The following is a 16,419-nucleotide window of genomic DNA, read 5'->3' on the forward strand; positions in this document are numbered from 1 at the left end:
TGGGGTTAAAGTTTAGAAGTATTCGCCCTCCTTTGGCAAGGGGTTTAGCTCATGGTGCGTGAGTAAAATCGCATCATCATAGGCTTTCACAAGCACACCTTGAGAATCTACGCGCAAAATCTTGCCAGATTCTATATTTTTTAGCGATACACTTACAATCTTTGCTTCCCACACTTTATAATGTGCGCCATTATAAAGCACTTCCGCTCCAACATAAGGCTTGCTTAATGCGCGGACAAGGTTATAAATGCCCTCCGCGCTCATTCTAAAGTCGATTATGCCATCACGCGCACCTCGCTTTCGCCAGAGGTTGGATAGGCTGTGATTTTGTGGGATAGTGAGCGATGAAAGGATTTGAGCAAGATTTGTATCTGCCCCCCCCCCCGTTAGTTGTGAAAACTGCGCATTTTGCGCGCTAGATTCTGTATTGCCTCCGATTTTAGTGTTTGCTAAAGAAGCATTAGCGCGCTCCAAAATATCAAGTGTGAAATCTTCAATCTGCTCCTTAGCTATCCTCTCCACGCGCGCGCAAAGGCTTGCGGCGTTGTCGCTAGATTCTATAGCAAAAGGCACTTGAGAGAGTATCGCGCCAGAATCTGCACCACTATCCATAACAAAAAAGCTCGATGCGCTCTCTTTAAGCCCCAAAGCTAGCGCCCAAATGATAGGGTGTCGCCCGCGATTATGCGGCAATGCGGCAGGGTGATAGCCAATGATAGGGCAAAGGTCTAATAGCGCTTGCTTAATAAGCGCGCTCCAGCCAAAGCAGTAGATAATATCAGGTGCGCAAGAGATGATAAATTCGCGCGTGGAGGCGTCATTAATATCGGTGGTATAAAAGGCTTTGATGTTGTGCGTGCGCGCAAGGGGAGCAATGTCGCAAAAATCAGCATTAAAAGGCGAGCTTTGCTTAGTTACCACGCCTGTGATATGCAGCGATGAATGCCTTTGGCTTAGGGCGATAAGCGTTTGCAAGCAAGCTTTAGAAAACGCCACGCAGCCGATAAATACGATATTCACTTGATAATCCCTTTTAAAAATGTGTAAAAACGCTAGATTCTATCTTTTCAAACATTAAAAATCTATATCATAAAATTGTTTTTTTAATATATTTTCAAGCGGATAGGTTTTTAAAATTTTATGCGTCTGCTCACTCGCTCCGCCCTCGCCATAGGGGTTTTTCACATCTTTTACTATAGCTTGAAATTCTTTACTTAATGCGCGATTAAAGGCATTAAAAATCGCCTCCTCTTCTGGCGCGCAATCAATGACAGAATCTGCCCTAATGCGCCCATTTTGCCTATCGCCTATGTTAATGGTAGCAATTTTAAAGCTCGGCGCTTCGCCCAAACCACTTGAGCTATTGCCCACTACGGCATTGACAAACTGCATCGTGCTAAGATAGCGTAGCTGCCCCATGGAGCTAAAAGCGATAGCATTTGTATGCGTATTCACAAATGTATCAATCATCTCATTAATCACGCGCCCATCGGTATCGGCATTTGCTTTAGTAAAGATATAGCCTATTTGGTGCGTTGTTGCAAAATGCTCTAATGCGCGTAAGAGTGCTGCAAATTGACTTTGTGCGGTGGCGTGTTCAAGCGTTACAGGGTGGAAAGTGATGAGAAAATTGTATGGCTTAAAAGTAAAATCAAGGCTAGATTCTAATGCGGCTTTATCAAGCAAGGGCAGGGATTTAATGCTATCAATGCCAAAGCCTCCGACATTAAATACCCGCTCTGGCTGTTCGCCTAGCTGGATTACACGCTTTCTATACGCCTCTGTAGCGACAAAATGCAAATGACTCATTTTCGTGATACTATGCCTAATTGCCTCATCAATTAGCCCAAAGGTCGCCTCGCCACCATGCAAATGCGCCACAGGAATGCGGCATATCATCGCGCTTGCCACACAGGCAAAAATCTCATATCTATCGCCTAAAACCACGATAATATCGGGCTTTAGCTCTTCATATGCCTCACAAATAGAGATTTGCGCTAATCCCATAGATTTGCAAATGCCTTGAGGTGTATCCGAGCTAAGCAGCATTTCGCATTTTTTGCTAATGGGCAAATTAATCTCGCGGTAAGTTAAGCCAAACTCGCTGCTTAAGTGCATACCGGTAGCGATGAGCTGCAGCTCTAAGTCTTTGTCATTATAGATTCTATGCGCTAGAGGGGAGAGTAGTCCCCATTCTGCGCGCGTGCCTGTGATAATGCAGATTTTACGCATATTGTGCCTTTGTGGATTGATTGTAAGCATTGTAATAAAAGTTCTTATACATAATGCTTTAAAGGCTAGATTCTATGAGCTGTGCTTGTTTATTATAAATTTATGCAATTTTATAGAATCTCAAGCATTTTTATTCAAAAATACGGCTTTTTAAAAATATGCTAAGTATTTAAAATTTTAAGGTTTGCGCAAGAGGTGCAAGTAAAAAGTAGGAGCAATATGCTAGATTTTGCCTTTATGTATCAGTGCATACCGCTTTTTAGCAAGGCTTTATATGTAACTTTATACATTTCTTTTTTTGGGATTTTGTGGAGTTTGGCGGTGGGCTTTGTGTGCGCTTGGATTTTGTATTTTAAAATCCCTTATTTGCGCTTTTTGGTTGCCTTTTATGTGGAGCTAGCGCGCAATACGCCTTTGCTTATCCAACTTTTTTTCCTCTACTATGGGCTAGGTAGCGTGATTGGCTTTAATTTAAGCAGCTATACTTGCGCGATTGTGGGTTTGGGCTTTTTGGGCGGAGGATATATGTGTGAAAGCTTTCGCGCGGGGCTAGAATCTATTAGCCATTCACAAATTGAGAGCGCGCAAAGCATAGGTTTAAAGCCCTATCAAATGATGTTTTATGTTATTTTGCCTCAATCTTTGGGCGTGGCGCTGCCCTCCATTGGTGCAAATGTGATTTTCCTCCTAAAAGAAAGCTCGCTTGTTGGCGTGATAGCTTTAGCAGATATTATGTTTGTAGCAAAAGATATTGTGAGTATGTATGCTAAGACAAGTGAGGCTTTTAGTATGCTAATTCTTTGCTATCTTATCGTGCTATTGCCCTTGTCTGTGATGTTTTCACTGCTTGAAGGATTCTATAAAAGGCGTGTGCTGTAATGGAGATTTTTTTTATTGGGTCAAATTTTGAGCGACTGCTGCAAGGTATGCTTTTAACGCTGCAAATTGCGCTTATTTCTATTATCTTTGCCATATTTTTTGGTTTAATACTAGGCTTTGTGATGACTTTTAGGAGCATTGTTGCGCGCGCGCTGTGTAGATTCTATCTTGAGTGCGTGCGCATTATTCCTATTTTGGCTTGGTTGTTTATTTTGTTTTTTGGTATCTCGCCTTATTTGAATGTGCCGCTAAGCGCGTTTATGTGCGCTATCATCGTCTTTAGCCTATGGGGTGTGGCTGAAGTGGGGGATTTGGTGAGGGGCGCGATTACTGCTTTGCCAAAGCATCAGAGTGAGAGCGGTAAAGCTTTGGGATTAGGGCAGTGGCAAATTACGCGCTATATTGTGTTTCCTCAAGTGCTAAAGCAGCTTTTACCCGCTTTTGTGTCGCTTTTTACGCGTATGATTAAGACTACTTCGCTAGTTTCACTGCTTGGCGTGGTGGATTTGCTCAAAGTCGGGCAGCAAATTATTGAGCTGAATAAATCTAATCCACAGGCGAGTTTTTGGGTGTATGGCGGGATTTTCTGCACTTATTTTTTGCTGTGCTATCCGCTTTCTTATCTTAGTAGAGTATTGGAGAAAAAATGTCAATGAATACACCGCTTTTGGGCATTTCTGCGTTGAGAAAAACTTATGATGGCGTGCATTATGTGCTTGATGATATTTCTTTGCAGGTGCAAAAGGGCGAAGTAGTGGTGATTTTAGGACCTAGCGGCTGCGGGAAAAGCACATTTTTGCGCTGCATTAATGGCTTAGAATCCACACAAAGCGGGGAGATTAGCCTTAATGGAGAGGTGATTAATACTAAAAACGCTAAGTGGAGCAGCATTCGCCAGCGCATAGGAATGGTATTTCAAAGCTATGATTTGTTTCCGCATATGAGCGTGATAGATAATATTTTGCTAGGACCGCTCAAAGTGCAGAAGCGCGCTAAAAAGGAGGTGCTAGCCCAAGCACAGAATCTGCTTAAGCGTGTAGGGCTATCGCATAAAATACATGCTATGCCAAAGGAGCTAAGCGGCGGACAAAAGCAGCGCGTAGCCATTATCCGCGCACTGTGTATGAATCCTGAAATTATGCTTTTTGATGAGGTTACCGCCTCGCTTGACCCTGAAATGGTAAAGGAGGTGCTTGAGGTGATTTTGGAGCTAGCAAGGGAGGGTATGACTATGCTTATAGTAACGCATGAGATGCGCTTTGCACAGAAAGTCGCGCATAGAATCTGCTTTTTTGATGAGGGGAAACTAGTCGAGGAAGCCTCGCCGCAAGCGTTTTTTACCGCTCCTAAAACTAAGAGAGCGCAGAGGTTTTTAAGTGTGTTTGAGTTGTAGGGGTTTGGCTTGGTAAGACCATGGGGCTTTTTATAAAAAGCAATAGCGTGGGAATGATAGAATCTAAATGTATTCTTGCGAATGTTTTATTTTGTAATCACCCACACATATTCACTAATAAATTTTTTACCTTTATTTTGATTACTCTTAAATCTTGGATAAGACATTTCTTCAAAAATCACTGCGCCATGTGGCTTTAAAATCTCATTAATTTCGTCTTTTTTCATTAAGCCCTCGCTGTTGTAGCTTAGGATAGCAGTTTTAAAGTTTTTGCAAGCTATGATTGTTTCTAGCTCCGCTAAGGCATTTTGTTTATTACAGAATCTAGACTTTTGCCCTTGCCACTCTCTTAGCCCAGCTATGCCTTTAATGCTTGGATTATCATATCTTGCAATAGTTTCAAGTAAGTGATAATTAGGCGCGTATTGCCGTTGATTATATGGCGGGTCAAGATAAATTAAATCATATATTTGCTTAGAATCTTGGAGTATTTTTGTGCTATTAGCACAAAGGCAAATATGCTGTTTATCACTCTCTAAAAGCGTAATTTGCTTCAAATTAAAAGGTTTTAGGGCGCGTTTATCCCATATCTTACAAAAAGCAGCATACACACCTGCGACATTGGCAAAAAGCGAGATAGATTCAAGTAGGGTAGCAAGTAGTATAAAGTATTCATTTTCACTAATTTTATCTTGTATATGCCACTTTTCAATTTCTAAGCGAATAGCATCAATTTTACACGCATTATAGTCGCTAAAATATTGTCGAGGAGTGGCTAGATTTTTACTCCCACTAGGTGCATAATTTTGATAAATAAAGCCTTTTTTAGATTCTAAACTATTAAGATAAGCCAATACTTTTTCATAAGGACGATTTAAGTGCCTTTTAGAATCTCCAATATCTTTTAGCCCTCTAAATCTAGGCTCTTTATTATTTTGCAAATATGCCCTTTGTAAGCAGTATGAAAGATATAATAAATCACAGCTTGTAATACTAAAGCCCTTCATTTTAAAAAATCGCCCTACACTTGTGCTGCCTGCAAACATATCAAAAAAGCTTTTTGTAGTATCGCAAGTTTTTATAACATCATGCTTTAATAAAATCTCATAAATATTTGCTACTAATTTTTCTTTATTTCCTATAAAGCGCATAAGTATCCTTATCTTGATGGCACATTTTTGGCGCATAATTTGTAATGAGGACTTCTTTAGTTAGACTTTTATCTTTATATTTGCTTTGATAATTTGCATTGGTGTAATGATGTGAAATATTGCTTATAAAATAGCCTCTAGATTCTATCCACTGCTTTAAAATATGGTTTTCAATTCCTTTGTGTGTTAAAACATTTGAAAGGGCAAATTTTACTCCTTTGGAATCTAGCTCCTTTAGATTCTCTAAAAGACTTATTTCTAAACTTTCACTCCAGCCACTAAAGCCTCTTTTGCCATCATTATAAACGCCTTGCGTAATTAAATAAGGCGGGTCAGCATAAATAAAACAATGTTTATCTAAATGCATAGAATCTAAAAATACTCTAAAATCAAGGCTATAAAAAATCATATTTTTTCTTTGCAAAATTTGAATGAAATGTATTAAATTTGCCATCATATTTGCGTTAAAGTTAGAGCGATTTTTGCCAAAGGGATTATTAAAATTATGCGAATTATTAAAGCGAATTTGATGATTAAAAGAAAATGCTATAAGTGCGAGTAATTTTAAAGGCTCTTTTTGTGCATTGTAATCACTTCTTAGGGCAAGATAGCCATTTTTATTTTGCATATCTAGCTTGTAAAAATTAATGATAGATTCTATATTTTTAAGCGTAGAAGCCAAAGTATTTTGTTGCAAATATTTATAAAGTTCTATTAAAAAACTAAGATTATCATTGCAGATAATTTTTTTAGATTCTATATTAATAGCCACATTGCATCCTCCGCAAAATAAATCTATAAAAGTATCTATTTTTTTAGGGAAAAGTGGCAGAATTTGAGGCAAAATCTTATATTTTCCGCCTATGTAATTAAGCGGTGATTTATGGTATTTATTTATAGAATCTAGCTTTTGTGTCATTATTTTTTCCAAAAATTAATTAAATTTGTAATGCTTAAAATAAATATTTTTGGAGCCTTAATGCCCAAAATAATATTTCCATTTTCATCTAATAAAAGTCCTATTTCTGTTTCTAAGATATTTGCTTTATTGCCTCCATAAAGCACTAGTGTGCGAATGATTTTATATGCTGGATAATATTTTTTAATATATTCTTGCTCTATAAAATTGTAATTTTTTAGCTCCTCTATGCCTTGTGCTTTATTTTGAAATTTTTTACCCTCAATATTAATAATTTCAAGATTCTGCACATCTAGCAAAATTAAATCTGGTATAAACAATCTAGCATTTTTATCTCCTGCCTTATAGGCTTCTCTATTTTCGTATTTTTGCAAAGGGATATGTTCGCCGCTACTTGTTAAAAAATAGCTCTTTTCGCAACCTGCGTGATTTTCAAAAATGGCCTTAGCATAGCTAAAAGATTCTATAACCATGTGAATAAAAATGCTCACTAATTTTTCGCCCTTTATCTCATAGTGCCAATATGCTTTAGGCAATTTAGTTTGTGGCAATGTTAAGCCTTGCAAAGATATATTGAGCTTATTTGCAATGTGTATAAATTTATTATTTTTCCCTAAGTGATTTTGATTTAAGCCATGAGAGATGATTTCAATATCACCATTAAATCTAAGCTTTCTTAAAACCGCTGCTATACCACTAATAGCTCCAATATTTGGGTCGTGCGAGAGTGAGTTATTTTTAAAAAGTCTGCCTGAAATTTGGATTTTACTAATATCATAAAATGGCATTTTATTATGACAAATACTTGTATCGCTATCATAAATTTTTATTATATTAATGGGTGTATTATTTTTGGGAGGCTTTCTCATAGCATTTTTAAAATCTATCAAATCATCTACATCTTTAAAGGGTTCTAATATATCAGAATCTACAAATTGCTTGCCCACAATTTCAACGCCCAAAGTCCTTAAGATTTTTGTTCCAAAAATTGAAGTTTGCGTAGGAGTTTCTTTTTGTTCAATTTTTAGATTATAAAACATAATTTTTATAGTGCTAGGATAGAAAAAGTCTAAATAAACAAATTTAGTAATTCTTTGATAAACGCCTGTGTTGCGACTTTCTTTATCATCTGTTTTAGTTTCTTCAATCGCATAAATAGGGGAATCTTCAATATTTGGCTCATTTTCTTGGAAAAACACTAAATAATCTACAAAACTACTATTTCCGCTTATAATTTTTAGATAAATCTTATCAAATTGCTTATTTTCTATCCCTATAATTTCGTAATTAAAAGTAAATTTATTGTTTTTTACAATGGGCAAAATTCTAAGATTATTTATAAAAGCACATAGTTTTTTATCTTGTAAAAATCTTTTAATGATAAAGTCTAGCACATCTATTTTAGGGCGCTCTTCAGTCAATATCCATAAATTCATTTTTAAACCTTATATTTTAGAATCTAAATTATATCATTTAAGTTTTTTAAAATTTATAAAACACAGCGCAGCGCTATGTTCATGGGCGTTTTGTGCCAAAGCTTAGTATCACTAGCATTTTGCGCTCTCTTTGTGGCTTTGGGAATTTGTGGCTAGCTTGCTTAAGAATGCGCAGGGCGGCTTGCTCTAGCTGCTTATTATCACTTTTTAGCACCTGCACATCGTGCAACTCCCCATTTTGAGTAATGCCAAATTTTAGCCTTACCTCGCCGCGAATGCCCTTAGCTTGGAGTGATTGCGGATAAACATACGCCCTATCGATAAGCTCATAGATTTTTTGCGCGTATTCATCGATAATATCTGCTTGCTCATTTGCCTGCATAGCCTGCGATGAGCTGCTTGCCTGCGCGGAGGGCGCTACAGAATCTGCCAACTTAGAATTCATAGGCTTAGAATCTGTATGCTTAGATTCTGTAGATTCTGTGGCTTCTGCAGATTTGATATCATTTGCAGATTCTGTAATACGCGAATCTTGCGCCCTTTCTTTGCGCGGCATTTTTGGAGTGTCTTTAGATGCTTTAGATTTTTTGGGCTTTTTAGGTGGCGCAATAGACTTTGATAAAGGCGTTTGTGGTGTAGGCTTAGAAATAGGCTGCTGCGTGGGTGTTGGCGCCTCTTGTGCGCCCTCAAAATGGCTAAGCGCGATACTTGTTACTTCATAAGGCGTAGGGCGCGAGAGTAGCGCATAGAGAGTATCAAACTGCCAATACAGGCACAAAAACGCCAAAAGATACAGCACGCACGCGCATATAAATCCTAGCGTTTGGGAGCTTAGAGTGCGCATTTGGCTACAAAATAAATCCCGCCATTTGGCAGAGGCACAGCCTCCGTGCGCACATCATAGAGCCGCTCTATCATATCTGTGTTAAGCACCGCAGCGCGTTCCCCAAAGGCAAGCATTTTAGCATCTTTCATCATAAGGATTTTATGTGCAATGCCGCACTGCTCGGGGTGATGCGAGGTAAGTAGCACGCTTTTACCGCAATGGCGCACAATCTCAAGCAGTGTAAAGCAGCGTGATAAATCAAGCGCGCTCACCGGCTCATCTAAAAGCAAAAGTTCGCATTCTTGCGCAAATGCCCTAGCAATGAGTGCGAGCTGCTGCTGCCCACCGCTAAGGCTAGAAAAAATACGCTCGCTTAAATGCGCCATTTCAAAGCGCTCTAACATCTCATACGCGCGCCTTTTGTCTGCTTGAGTATAAAACCACGCTTGTTTGGCAAAGCGCCCCATCATCACCACTTCAATGACCTTAAAAGGGAATATAATATGGCTAGACTGCGGCACATAGGCAATTTTATTCGCCCTCTCTCGCGCGCTTAGATTCTGTAAATTTATACCATCAATGCCAATATAGCCACTATATGAATAAAGATTAAGAATACTTTTTAAAAGCGTGCTTTTGCCCGCACCATTGCGCCCTAGAATGCAGATAATCTCACCCCTTTGCATACTAAAGTTTATGTCTTCTAATAAGTGCGCTTTGCCTATTTTTAGGCTTAAATGCTTCACTTCTAAAATCTCATCTCTCATAGCGCACCTTTTGCATAAGGATTAGCACAAAAATAGGTATGCCAATAATCGCACTCACCAAGCCTATGGGGATTTCAACGCCAAAGCTCGCGCGTGCTATGCAATCGCACAGCAGCAAAAAAATAGCGCCAAAAATAGCGCAAAAGGGCAGCATAAAGCGATGATTTGCGCCAATAATAAGCCGCGCGATATGTGGCACCACTAAGCCCACCCAGCCAATAAGCCCGCCTACTGCCACACTTGCACTCGCTAGCAATGTCGCCATAATCACAAAGCCAACTCTTAAAGCCTTGACATTCACGCCTAGCGCATACGCGCTTTGCTCATCAAGATTTAAAATATCAATATGCCTAGCGCCTATGATAGCAAATATAAGCCCTGCTACAAACACCACAGCCAGCAGCACAAGCGGTCCAAGCTGAATACTTGCCAATGAACCCATAAGCCAAAATACGATATTTGGCAGCGTATTATATGGGTCGGCTACATATTTAAGAATGCTCATTCCCGCGCCAAAAAACGCCGAAGTAATCATACCGCCAAGAATAAGCATTAAAATACTCATACTATTGCTAAAAAGCCGCGCTAAAAGTAAAGAGCAAAGCATCGCCAAAATGCCAAAGCAAAAGCACATTACTTCAATGCCAAATAGCCCAAATCCAAGCACCATAGCCAGCGCTGCGCCAAAGCTTGCTCCACTCATCACGCCTAAAATACTAGGGCTAACTAAAGGATTAGCAATAATGCCCTGATACAGCCCACCGCTTAGCGCCAAAGAAGCACCCACGAGAATAGCTGCACAAATGCGTGGCAAGCGATTTTCAAATAAAATAACGCTCTCCAAACTATACTCGCCATTCCCATAGGAGCGCAAAAGACTATAAATATGTGTGAGTGAAATCTCATATCGCCCAATGCCAATAGCTATGATAAAGCCTAGCGCTAGCACAATGAGCGCTAGACAAATAAGCAAAATTTTAGTTTTGTTGCTCATTTTCCTGCCTAAAGGGGATAAAGCACACGCCAATTTCGCGTTCATGCTCATATACAATGCGATTATTGATAAGTTGAGAATCCACATAGCGCGTGATTTTCTCCATATCAGGCTCACCATCATGCACGCGGATATTCCACACCACATGTTCAATCGCCTCTTCACGCGAGGCATCAAAGATATAATTAGCATTCTTGTAGCAATGTTTTGGCTTAGGATAGCCTAATTCTTTAAGCCATTTTAAGACATCAGGTAAGCCCACAGGCAGCAAAAATGTTAAATTATGCTCCTTAAAAATAGGCTCTAAAAATGAGCTAGCCCTCCTGCGCCCCCAACCCACATAGCAAAATCCTTGTGTATAGCTATGCAGTGCTTTTTCAAAGCTTTTTTTATTATTAAGTGCGGGCGTCATTGAAGCAAAGGTAAGCTCAATAGGCTCAAGTTTACTTAAATCTAGGCTATCCCATGCGCTATGCAGGGCGATTACATTTGCTAAGCCCAAATCCTTAGCGTCATTTTCTAAATTTGCTAGCATAGATTCTGAAATATCACTCCCATATATGCGCTTTGCTAAAAAGGCGAGCTGCAGGGTAAATCGCCCATTCCCACAGCCAATATCAAGTATAGTTTTATCTTTAAAGCTAACTCCACAAGAGGCAAAAAAATCTAAAATCTCTAGCGTATCAGCTGTGTCTTTTTTAAAGCGCGGAAAGCTTTTTGCCTTTTGGTTCCATAGCTGCCTCATTGTATGTCCTTAGAGTCCTTGCAGGCTCGCATAGTCCTCATCGCTCAACTCACGCAAGAATGTAGCAAAAAAGGCTTTGGCTATGCTTTTTACCTGCGCATCATCGAGTAAATCGGGGTGCAGCTTAGAAAACGCCCACAAAAAGCCTATATTTTGCATTACACTAGGCGGGAGCGTGAGCCAGTTGCTAGGCGTTGAAGGCGCGTAATAAAATCGCTTATTTTTAATCGCATCTAGATTTGCCCAATTAGCGCTAGGATTTTCCTTTAGCTCCTTATACAAAGGCAGCTCACGCACAAAAATCACTTGCGGATTAATCTTAGCTAATAGCTCAAAATCAATATACGCAAACTGCCCACTTTCGCTTAGCATACTGCAAGGCAGGGCATTTGTGCCGCCAAAAAGTGATATAGGGATTACAGAATCTAAATCTCCACTTTCTTTTAAGCACACCGACTTTAGCCCATTCATATCCGCTGCGAAATATACACTTGGGCGATTTTGCACCTGCGCATTGAGCTGGGCGAGCAAGTCTTGGTTACTTTTAAGCGTTTGTAGCAGTAATTCTGCCTTTTGCGCTACTTTCTGTCCGCAAATATTATTTATGCCATTGTTTTGGGAGAGCGCATCGGCGTAAGATTGCACGACACTGCTTAAATCTTTATAGCTAAACGCAGGGACTTTCACCACCTCAATGCCTGCCTTTTGGTATGGCTCCGTGATAGATTCTAAAGTACCCTCACCAAAGAACACCACATCAGGCTTATGTTTAGCTATCTCCTCAAAAGAGAGCGTGCCTTTGGAGAGCACGCCAAGCACAGGCAGCTCGCTCACGCCCTCAGGCATAAAGGGTATATCCTCTGGGTAGGGTTGATAGTTTAGCCCTATCATACCCTCTGGATAGAGCAGCTCTAAAAGCACTGTGAGCGGAGGTACCGTGCCTAAAGCCCTCTTGCAGCTTGCCCTCTCTTCAGCGCTTAAAGTGGGCAATGCGCCGCTTGTAACATCTGGCGCATTTTGGCTCTGCTGTATAGAATCTGGCGCGCTAGATTCTATGCTAGATTCTGTATTTTGCTCTTTATCTCCGCAGCCTGCAAATATAAGGCTTATAAACACACAGGCAAAAATATACTTTTTCATAATTCTCCTTAATTTTTAGAATCTATACTCGATGCTAGCGTAGATTCTGCGTCCTGCTTGATAGTATCCTGCATAATAGTAGTAGTTTCTATCAAGCAAATTATACGCTCCTACGCTTAACTGCAAGCTATCGATTGGGCGATAATTTGCCTTAATATCCACTAGGAAAATGTCCTTATTCTGCGTGCTTTGTGTAATCCACATTTTATCTTGGTATGTAGCAAGCGCGCTTATATCAAACTGCTTAAGGGGTGCAAGTGTAATATTACCATTGACAATATGGCTAGGGTAACCTAACTGCGCGCGCGTTTCGCCACTTTCAGCCACTCTTTTAGTGAAAGTATAGTTCGCACCAAAGCTTAGCCTTTCATCAAAAAGCCCTTGTTGGAAGCTCACTTCGCTACCATAGGAGTAGCCCTGCGCGATATTTACATATTGGCTGCAGTATGTTACGCCATTTTGTGTGGTGGGATTACTACACAAAGAGCCATCTACTTGCTTTGTGCCAAACATATTATTCATATCATTATAAAAGGCTGCGAGTGTGAATTTGGTGCTTTGATAGTCAAGGTCATAGCCCACTTCGTAGTTAATGCCAGATTCTGGCTGCAAGTTTGGATTGCGCACAGTGCTACCCCATATAGTTGAATAGCGGTTGCGCAAATTAATAAGCTTGCTTTTTTTGCCAATGGTTAGGTGGAAAGTAGAGTAATCCCCTGCATTTGCATACATAATACCTTGCAATGTCCAGCCTTGCTGCACAGGTTTGCCTGCATTTGGCTCATCAGCAATGCTTACACTTAGCACATCATTTCTATCATAGCTGCCATTGAGTGCAAAGCGGAATATACTATTTAGCCTTTGGGCGTATTCAGCAAAGATAGAGGTGCTAAAATCACTTAAGTCCGTGCTGCCTGCGGCTTCGCTATTAGCGCCATAGTCGTTATTTTTGTGATTGTCATTGCGTAGATTGACCCCCATATTAAAGCGCTTATCCGCATCAAAATCATAGCCTAGCGTGAAAATACCACCTATGCTATAGTCATCATACACGCTCCTATCGCCCCATGCGCTACCATTGCCACGGCGCACCATACGCAAATCATTATAGAAACTATCATAATACACTTTGGAGTTTAAAGAGAGTTTATCACTTATTTGTGTCTGCCCTAGATAGTAGGCTGTGATTTTATCATAGTTGGGCCAATCCCACACGGGACCCACGCTATTAACATTAACTAAGCCTCCCTTTTCACCTTTTTGATAGATAAAATTGAGTGAATATTCATTATTTTCATCAGCTTGATAGCCCACTTTCGCGCGCATAGTGTGATTTTTGTAATAACTATTGCGCTTTTTATCTCTATCAGGTTCATTGATAGTTTCTGTAAAATTGCGTGAGAAATTAAGCGAATCCCTATCAGTAAAGGCATAGCTTGCCTGCATATAGTATTTGCCCATATTTGAGCCTACACTCAGGGCGATTTGCTTTTCATTATTGCTCACAAAGCCAACTCTGCCCATAACTTCTAGCTTATCTTTTGGTTTAGAGGTGATGACATTTATTGCGCCCCCTAGTGTATTCATACCATAAAGCGGGCTTGTATATCCCTTAGATACAGCAATTTCACTAATGCCAAAGGTATTAAACTGCGCAAAGTCTGTGTTATTATCATAGATTGAATGCACAGGCACGCCATCTAAAAATAATCCGATAGATGTGCGCCCAAAGCCGCGTATTTGAATGCCCGGCTCGCCTCTTTGCGCGCCTTGTCCATAGCCAGCAGGCGCATAAAATACGCCAGGTGTGTAGCGCAGAGCTTGCGCGACATCATTTGACATAGTTTTGCTTATATCTGCTTCAGTGATAGTGCTTACCGTCGTATTGGCTCCGGGCGAGCTTTTGCTCACTTGCTCAATGCGCCCTAAGTCGTAGATTCTATTATCTTTATCCTCTTGAGCGGCTAGGGCATTAGCGCAAAGCGCGCTTATCATTGCCCCCCAAGTGAGCATAAGCATACTTTTTTTAAAGCTTGCTTTGTGTGATTGCGCCTTGTGTGATTGCGCGGTGTGGTTTTGTGTGTTGCTTGGCTGCATACATTCGCTCCTTATGTTTAAAATTATAGAGCGCACATTGTAGAGCGATAAAACTTAAACTTATATTTAAATTTATATAAGTTTTACTGAAATGTGAGTGTGTTTTTACATAATGTGAAAGTTATAGAATCTAGAAAACAAAATCGAGCAGATTCTATAAATTTTATAGAATCTAAACCCACAAGCACCTTGCGCAGCAGATATTCATTTGCCTTGCTTATGTAGCATTGCGCTTATTTTTTATAAAGGATTTTGTGATGTATAGAGCAAATAGCGGCTTTGGGCGTATTTTAAGTAGCGCAGGTGATGTGCTTTCCAAAATTTTTAGCGTGCAAAAAAGCGAGGTTTTAATCTTAACTCTAAGCTTACTTTTTATTTTTCTAATCTTTGCAAGCTATGCGATTTTGCGCCCTTTGCGCGATGCACTGGGACTAGAGGGCGGGACAGAAGAGCTAAAATGGCTATTTTTAGCCACTTTTATTGTCTGCATTTTTGTCTCAAGTCTATCTATGTGGCTTAGCAGCGTGGTAAAACGCAAGGTGTATGTGAATGCGATTTTTATATTTTTTGGGCTAAATTTGCTTATATTTTATATCGCCCTATTTTTTATAGAATCTAACTCAAAAAGCAGCGCATTTGTGTGGCTAGCGCGCATTTTTTATGTGTGGGTTAGCGTGTTTAATATGTTTATTATCTCTAGTGCGTGGAGTTTGCTAGCAGATATTTTTGATAAAGAAAGAAGCCTTCGCCTTTTTGGGATAATCACTGCTGGGGCAAGTCTAGGCAGCATTCTTGGGGCAAGTAGCGTTAGCCTATTAGCCAAAATTTTAGCCGTGCAGAATTTTTTGCTACTTTCAATGCTGCTTTTAGCCCTCTCATTAGTGATAAAGTTTTTTTTATTAAAGGAGGGATTTAGGATTTTAGATTCTAAAAATTTAGAGAATCTAGATTCTAAAAATCTATCGCAAAAGCAGCAAGACTACATCGCGCGCTTTAATACTCCGCTAAAAAGCAAAAATATTTTTTCTGGCTTTAAAATCATTATAAAATCACGCTTCTTGCTGGCTTTAACCGGCTTTATTTTGCTGCTTACTAGCATTTCTACTTTTCTTTATATGGAGCAAGCAAGAGTGATTGCAGAGCTTTACCCTCGCGGCGTGGAGGGCGCTAGAGAGGCGCGCATAGCGGCATTTGCTAAGATTGACTTGGTAGTGCAGATTCTAAGTTTTGTCATTCAAATATTTTTTACCGCTAAAATCGCTAAATTTTTAGGGCTAAAATGGCTTTTGGCACTTTTAGGATTTGCCTTAAGCGTGGGATTTGTCACACTTCTGATACTGCATAATAGCCTAGGCGTAGCACTTTTGCCTATTGCCATAGTGATGAGCATACGGCGTGTGGGCGAATACGCACTAGTCAAACCCGGACGCGAAATGCTATTTGTCCCACTAGATTCAGAATCTAAATATAAGGTCAAAAATTTCCTTGATACTGTGGTCTATCGCGGCGGTGATTCGCTTTCATCACAAGTAGAATCTGGACTAATGAAAATAAGCCTATCTGTCACACTGCTTTGTGGCGCGGCATTATCGCTACTTTTCGGACTTGTAGGATTGTATTTAAGCAAAAAATATGATAAAAATGATTTTAAATAAGGGAGATAATTATAAAGGAGAGATTATAGAATCTAGATTTCTATAATTCCGCGCTATTGCTTTTTATAAAAAGCCGCGCGGTCTTGTTTTCGGGCAAATGAATTGCCCTGCAACGCCTAAAGTATAAAGTTATAGCTGCTTAAAGCATCTATCAACTTGTTTTTTGAGGCTAGATTCTATAATTG

General features: G+C 39.8%; 16 protein-coding genes. 5 read left to right on the top strand and 11 right to left on the bottom strand.

What is annotated here, in order from left to right; translation table 11 throughout:
- Positions 1 to 12: 12 nt before the first annotated feature.
- Together LS71_RS03160 and neuC are read right to left on the bottom strand one after the other, a co-directional pair.
- The gene (locus LS71_RS03160) at positions 13 to 1,020 is read right to left on the bottom strand and encodes a formyltransferase family protein (protein ID WP_138109808.1); all 1,008 of its coding nucleotides are present in this window, start codon (positions 1,018 to 1,020) and stop codon (positions 13 to 15) included.
- A 54-nt stretch (positions 1,021 to 1,074) separates the two neighbouring features.
- Positions 1,075 to 2,232, bottom strand: a complete 1,158-nt coding sequence (gene neuC, locus LS71_RS03165) for a UDP-N-acetylglucosamine 2-epimerase (protein ID WP_034354369.1) — start codon at positions 2,230 to 2,232, stop codon at positions 1,075 to 1,077.
- Between the two features lie 219 nt (positions 2,233 to 2,451).
- On the opposite strand from neuC, the gene LS71_RS03170 reads away from it, so the two are divergent.
- The 3 genes from LS71_RS03170 to LS71_RS03180 are packed head-to-tail and all read left to right on the top strand — an operon-like array spanning position 2,452 to position 4,504.
- Positions 2,452 to 3,111 (top strand): amino acid ABC transporter permease, encoded by a 660-nt coding sequence (locus LS71_RS03170; RefSeq protein ID WP_034354366.1) that lies wholly within the window; start codon positions 2,452 to 2,454, stop codon positions 3,109 to 3,111.
- The gene (locus LS71_RS03175; protein ID WP_034354363.1) at positions 3,111 to 3,767 is read left to right on the top strand and encodes an amino acid ABC transporter permease; all 657 of its coding nucleotides are present in this window, start codon (positions 3,111 to 3,113) and stop codon (positions 3,765 to 3,767) included. Before LS71_RS03170 ends, LS71_RS03175 begins: the two co-directional genes overlap by 1 nt.
- Complete coding sequence (locus LS71_RS03180; protein ID WP_034354394.1) at positions 3,764 to 4,504, top strand: amino acid ABC transporter ATP-binding protein; 741 nt, start codon at positions 3,764 to 3,766, stop codon at positions 4,502 to 4,504. Before LS71_RS03175 ends, LS71_RS03180 begins: the two co-directional genes overlap by 4 nt.
- Positions 4,505 to 4,590: 86 nt before the next feature.
- Here LS71_RS03180 and LS71_RS03185 read toward each other — a convergent pair whose 3' ends face one another.
- The 9 genes from LS71_RS03185 to LS71_RS03225 all read right to left on the bottom strand — a co-directional run bounded on the left by LS71_RS03185 (position 4,591) and on the right by LS71_RS03225 (position 14,579).
- A complete protein-coding gene (locus LS71_RS03185) occupies positions 4,591 to 5,655 on the bottom strand; it encodes a DNA adenine methylase (RefSeq protein ID WP_034354361.1) in 1,065 nt (354 codons plus the stop codon).
- Positions 5,636 to 6,574 carry a Dam family site-specific DNA-(adenine-N6)-methyltransferase gene (locus LS71_RS03190; protein WP_034354359.1) on the bottom strand — a complete coding sequence of 313 codons (939 nt, stop codon included), beginning with the start codon at positions 6,572 to 6,574 and terminating at the stop codon, positions 5,636 to 5,638. Before LS71_RS03190 ends, LS71_RS03185 begins: the two co-directional genes overlap by 20 nt.
- Positions 6,574 to 8,010 (bottom strand): hypothetical protein, encoded by a 1,437-nt coding sequence (locus LS71_RS03195; RefSeq protein ID WP_034354356.1) that lies wholly within the window; start codon positions 8,008 to 8,010, stop codon positions 6,574 to 6,576. Before LS71_RS03195 ends, LS71_RS03190 begins: the two co-directional genes overlap by 1 nt.
- A 79-nt stretch (positions 8,011 to 8,089) precedes the next feature.
- Positions 8,090 to 8,854, bottom strand: a complete 765-nt coding sequence (locus tag LS71_RS03200; protein WP_034354354.1) for an energy transducer TonB — start codon at positions 8,852 to 8,854, stop codon at positions 8,090 to 8,092.
- Positions 8,842 to 9,603, bottom strand: coding sequence for an ABC transporter ATP-binding protein (locus tag LS71_RS03205; RefSeq protein WP_052057992.1), 762 nt, complete (start codon positions 9,601 to 9,603; stop codon positions 8,842 to 8,844). The genes LS71_RS03200 and LS71_RS03205 overlap by 13 nt, the downstream gene beginning before the upstream one ends.
- Positions 9,593 to 10,597 carry a FecCD family ABC transporter permease gene (locus LS71_RS03210; RefSeq protein ID WP_052057990.1) on the bottom strand — a complete coding sequence of 335 codons (1,005 nt, stop codon included), beginning with the start codon at positions 10,595 to 10,597 and terminating at the stop codon, positions 9,593 to 9,595. Before LS71_RS03210 ends, LS71_RS03205 begins: the two co-directional genes overlap by 11 nt.
- Positions 10,581 to 11,342 (bottom strand): class I SAM-dependent methyltransferase, encoded by a 762-nt coding sequence (locus tag LS71_RS03215; protein ID WP_034354350.1) that lies wholly within the window; start codon positions 11,340 to 11,342, stop codon positions 10,581 to 10,583. Before LS71_RS03215 ends, LS71_RS03210 begins: the two co-directional genes overlap by 17 nt.
- 9 nt (positions 11,343 to 11,351) lie before the next feature.
- On the bottom strand, positions 11,352 to 12,482 hold the full coding sequence (locus tag LS71_RS03220) for an ABC transporter substrate-binding protein (protein ID WP_034354348.1): 1,131 nt from the start codon (positions 12,480 to 12,482) through the stop codon (positions 11,352 to 11,354).
- A gap of 15 nt (positions 12,483 to 12,497) precedes the next feature.
- The gene (locus LS71_RS03225; protein WP_034354345.1) at positions 12,498 to 14,579 is read right to left on the bottom strand and encodes a TonB-dependent receptor plug domain-containing protein; all 2,082 of its coding nucleotides are present in this window, start codon (positions 14,577 to 14,579) and stop codon (positions 12,498 to 12,500) included.
- 93 nt (positions 14,580 to 14,672) lie between these two features.
- Here LS71_RS03225 and LS71_RS09790 point away from each other — a divergent pair, with 93 nt between their 5' ends.
- Complete coding sequence (locus LS71_RS09790) at positions 14,673 to 14,804, top strand: hypothetical protein (RefSeq protein WP_275050980.1); 132 nt, start codon at positions 14,673 to 14,675, stop codon at positions 14,802 to 14,804.
- Between the two features lie 32 nt (positions 14,805 to 14,836).
- The gene (locus tag LS71_RS03230) at positions 14,837 to 16,234 is read left to right on the top strand and encodes an NTP/NDP exchange transporter (RefSeq protein WP_052057987.1); all 1,398 of its coding nucleotides are present in this window, start codon (positions 14,837 to 14,839) and stop codon (positions 16,232 to 16,234) included.
- Positions 16,235 to 16,419: the final 185 nt, after the last annotated feature.

Source organism: Helicobacter jaachi (assembly GCF_000763135.2).
Taxonomy (GTDB): Bacteria; Campylobacterota; Campylobacteria; order Campylobacterales; family Helicobacteraceae; genus Helicobacter_C; species Helicobacter_C jaachi.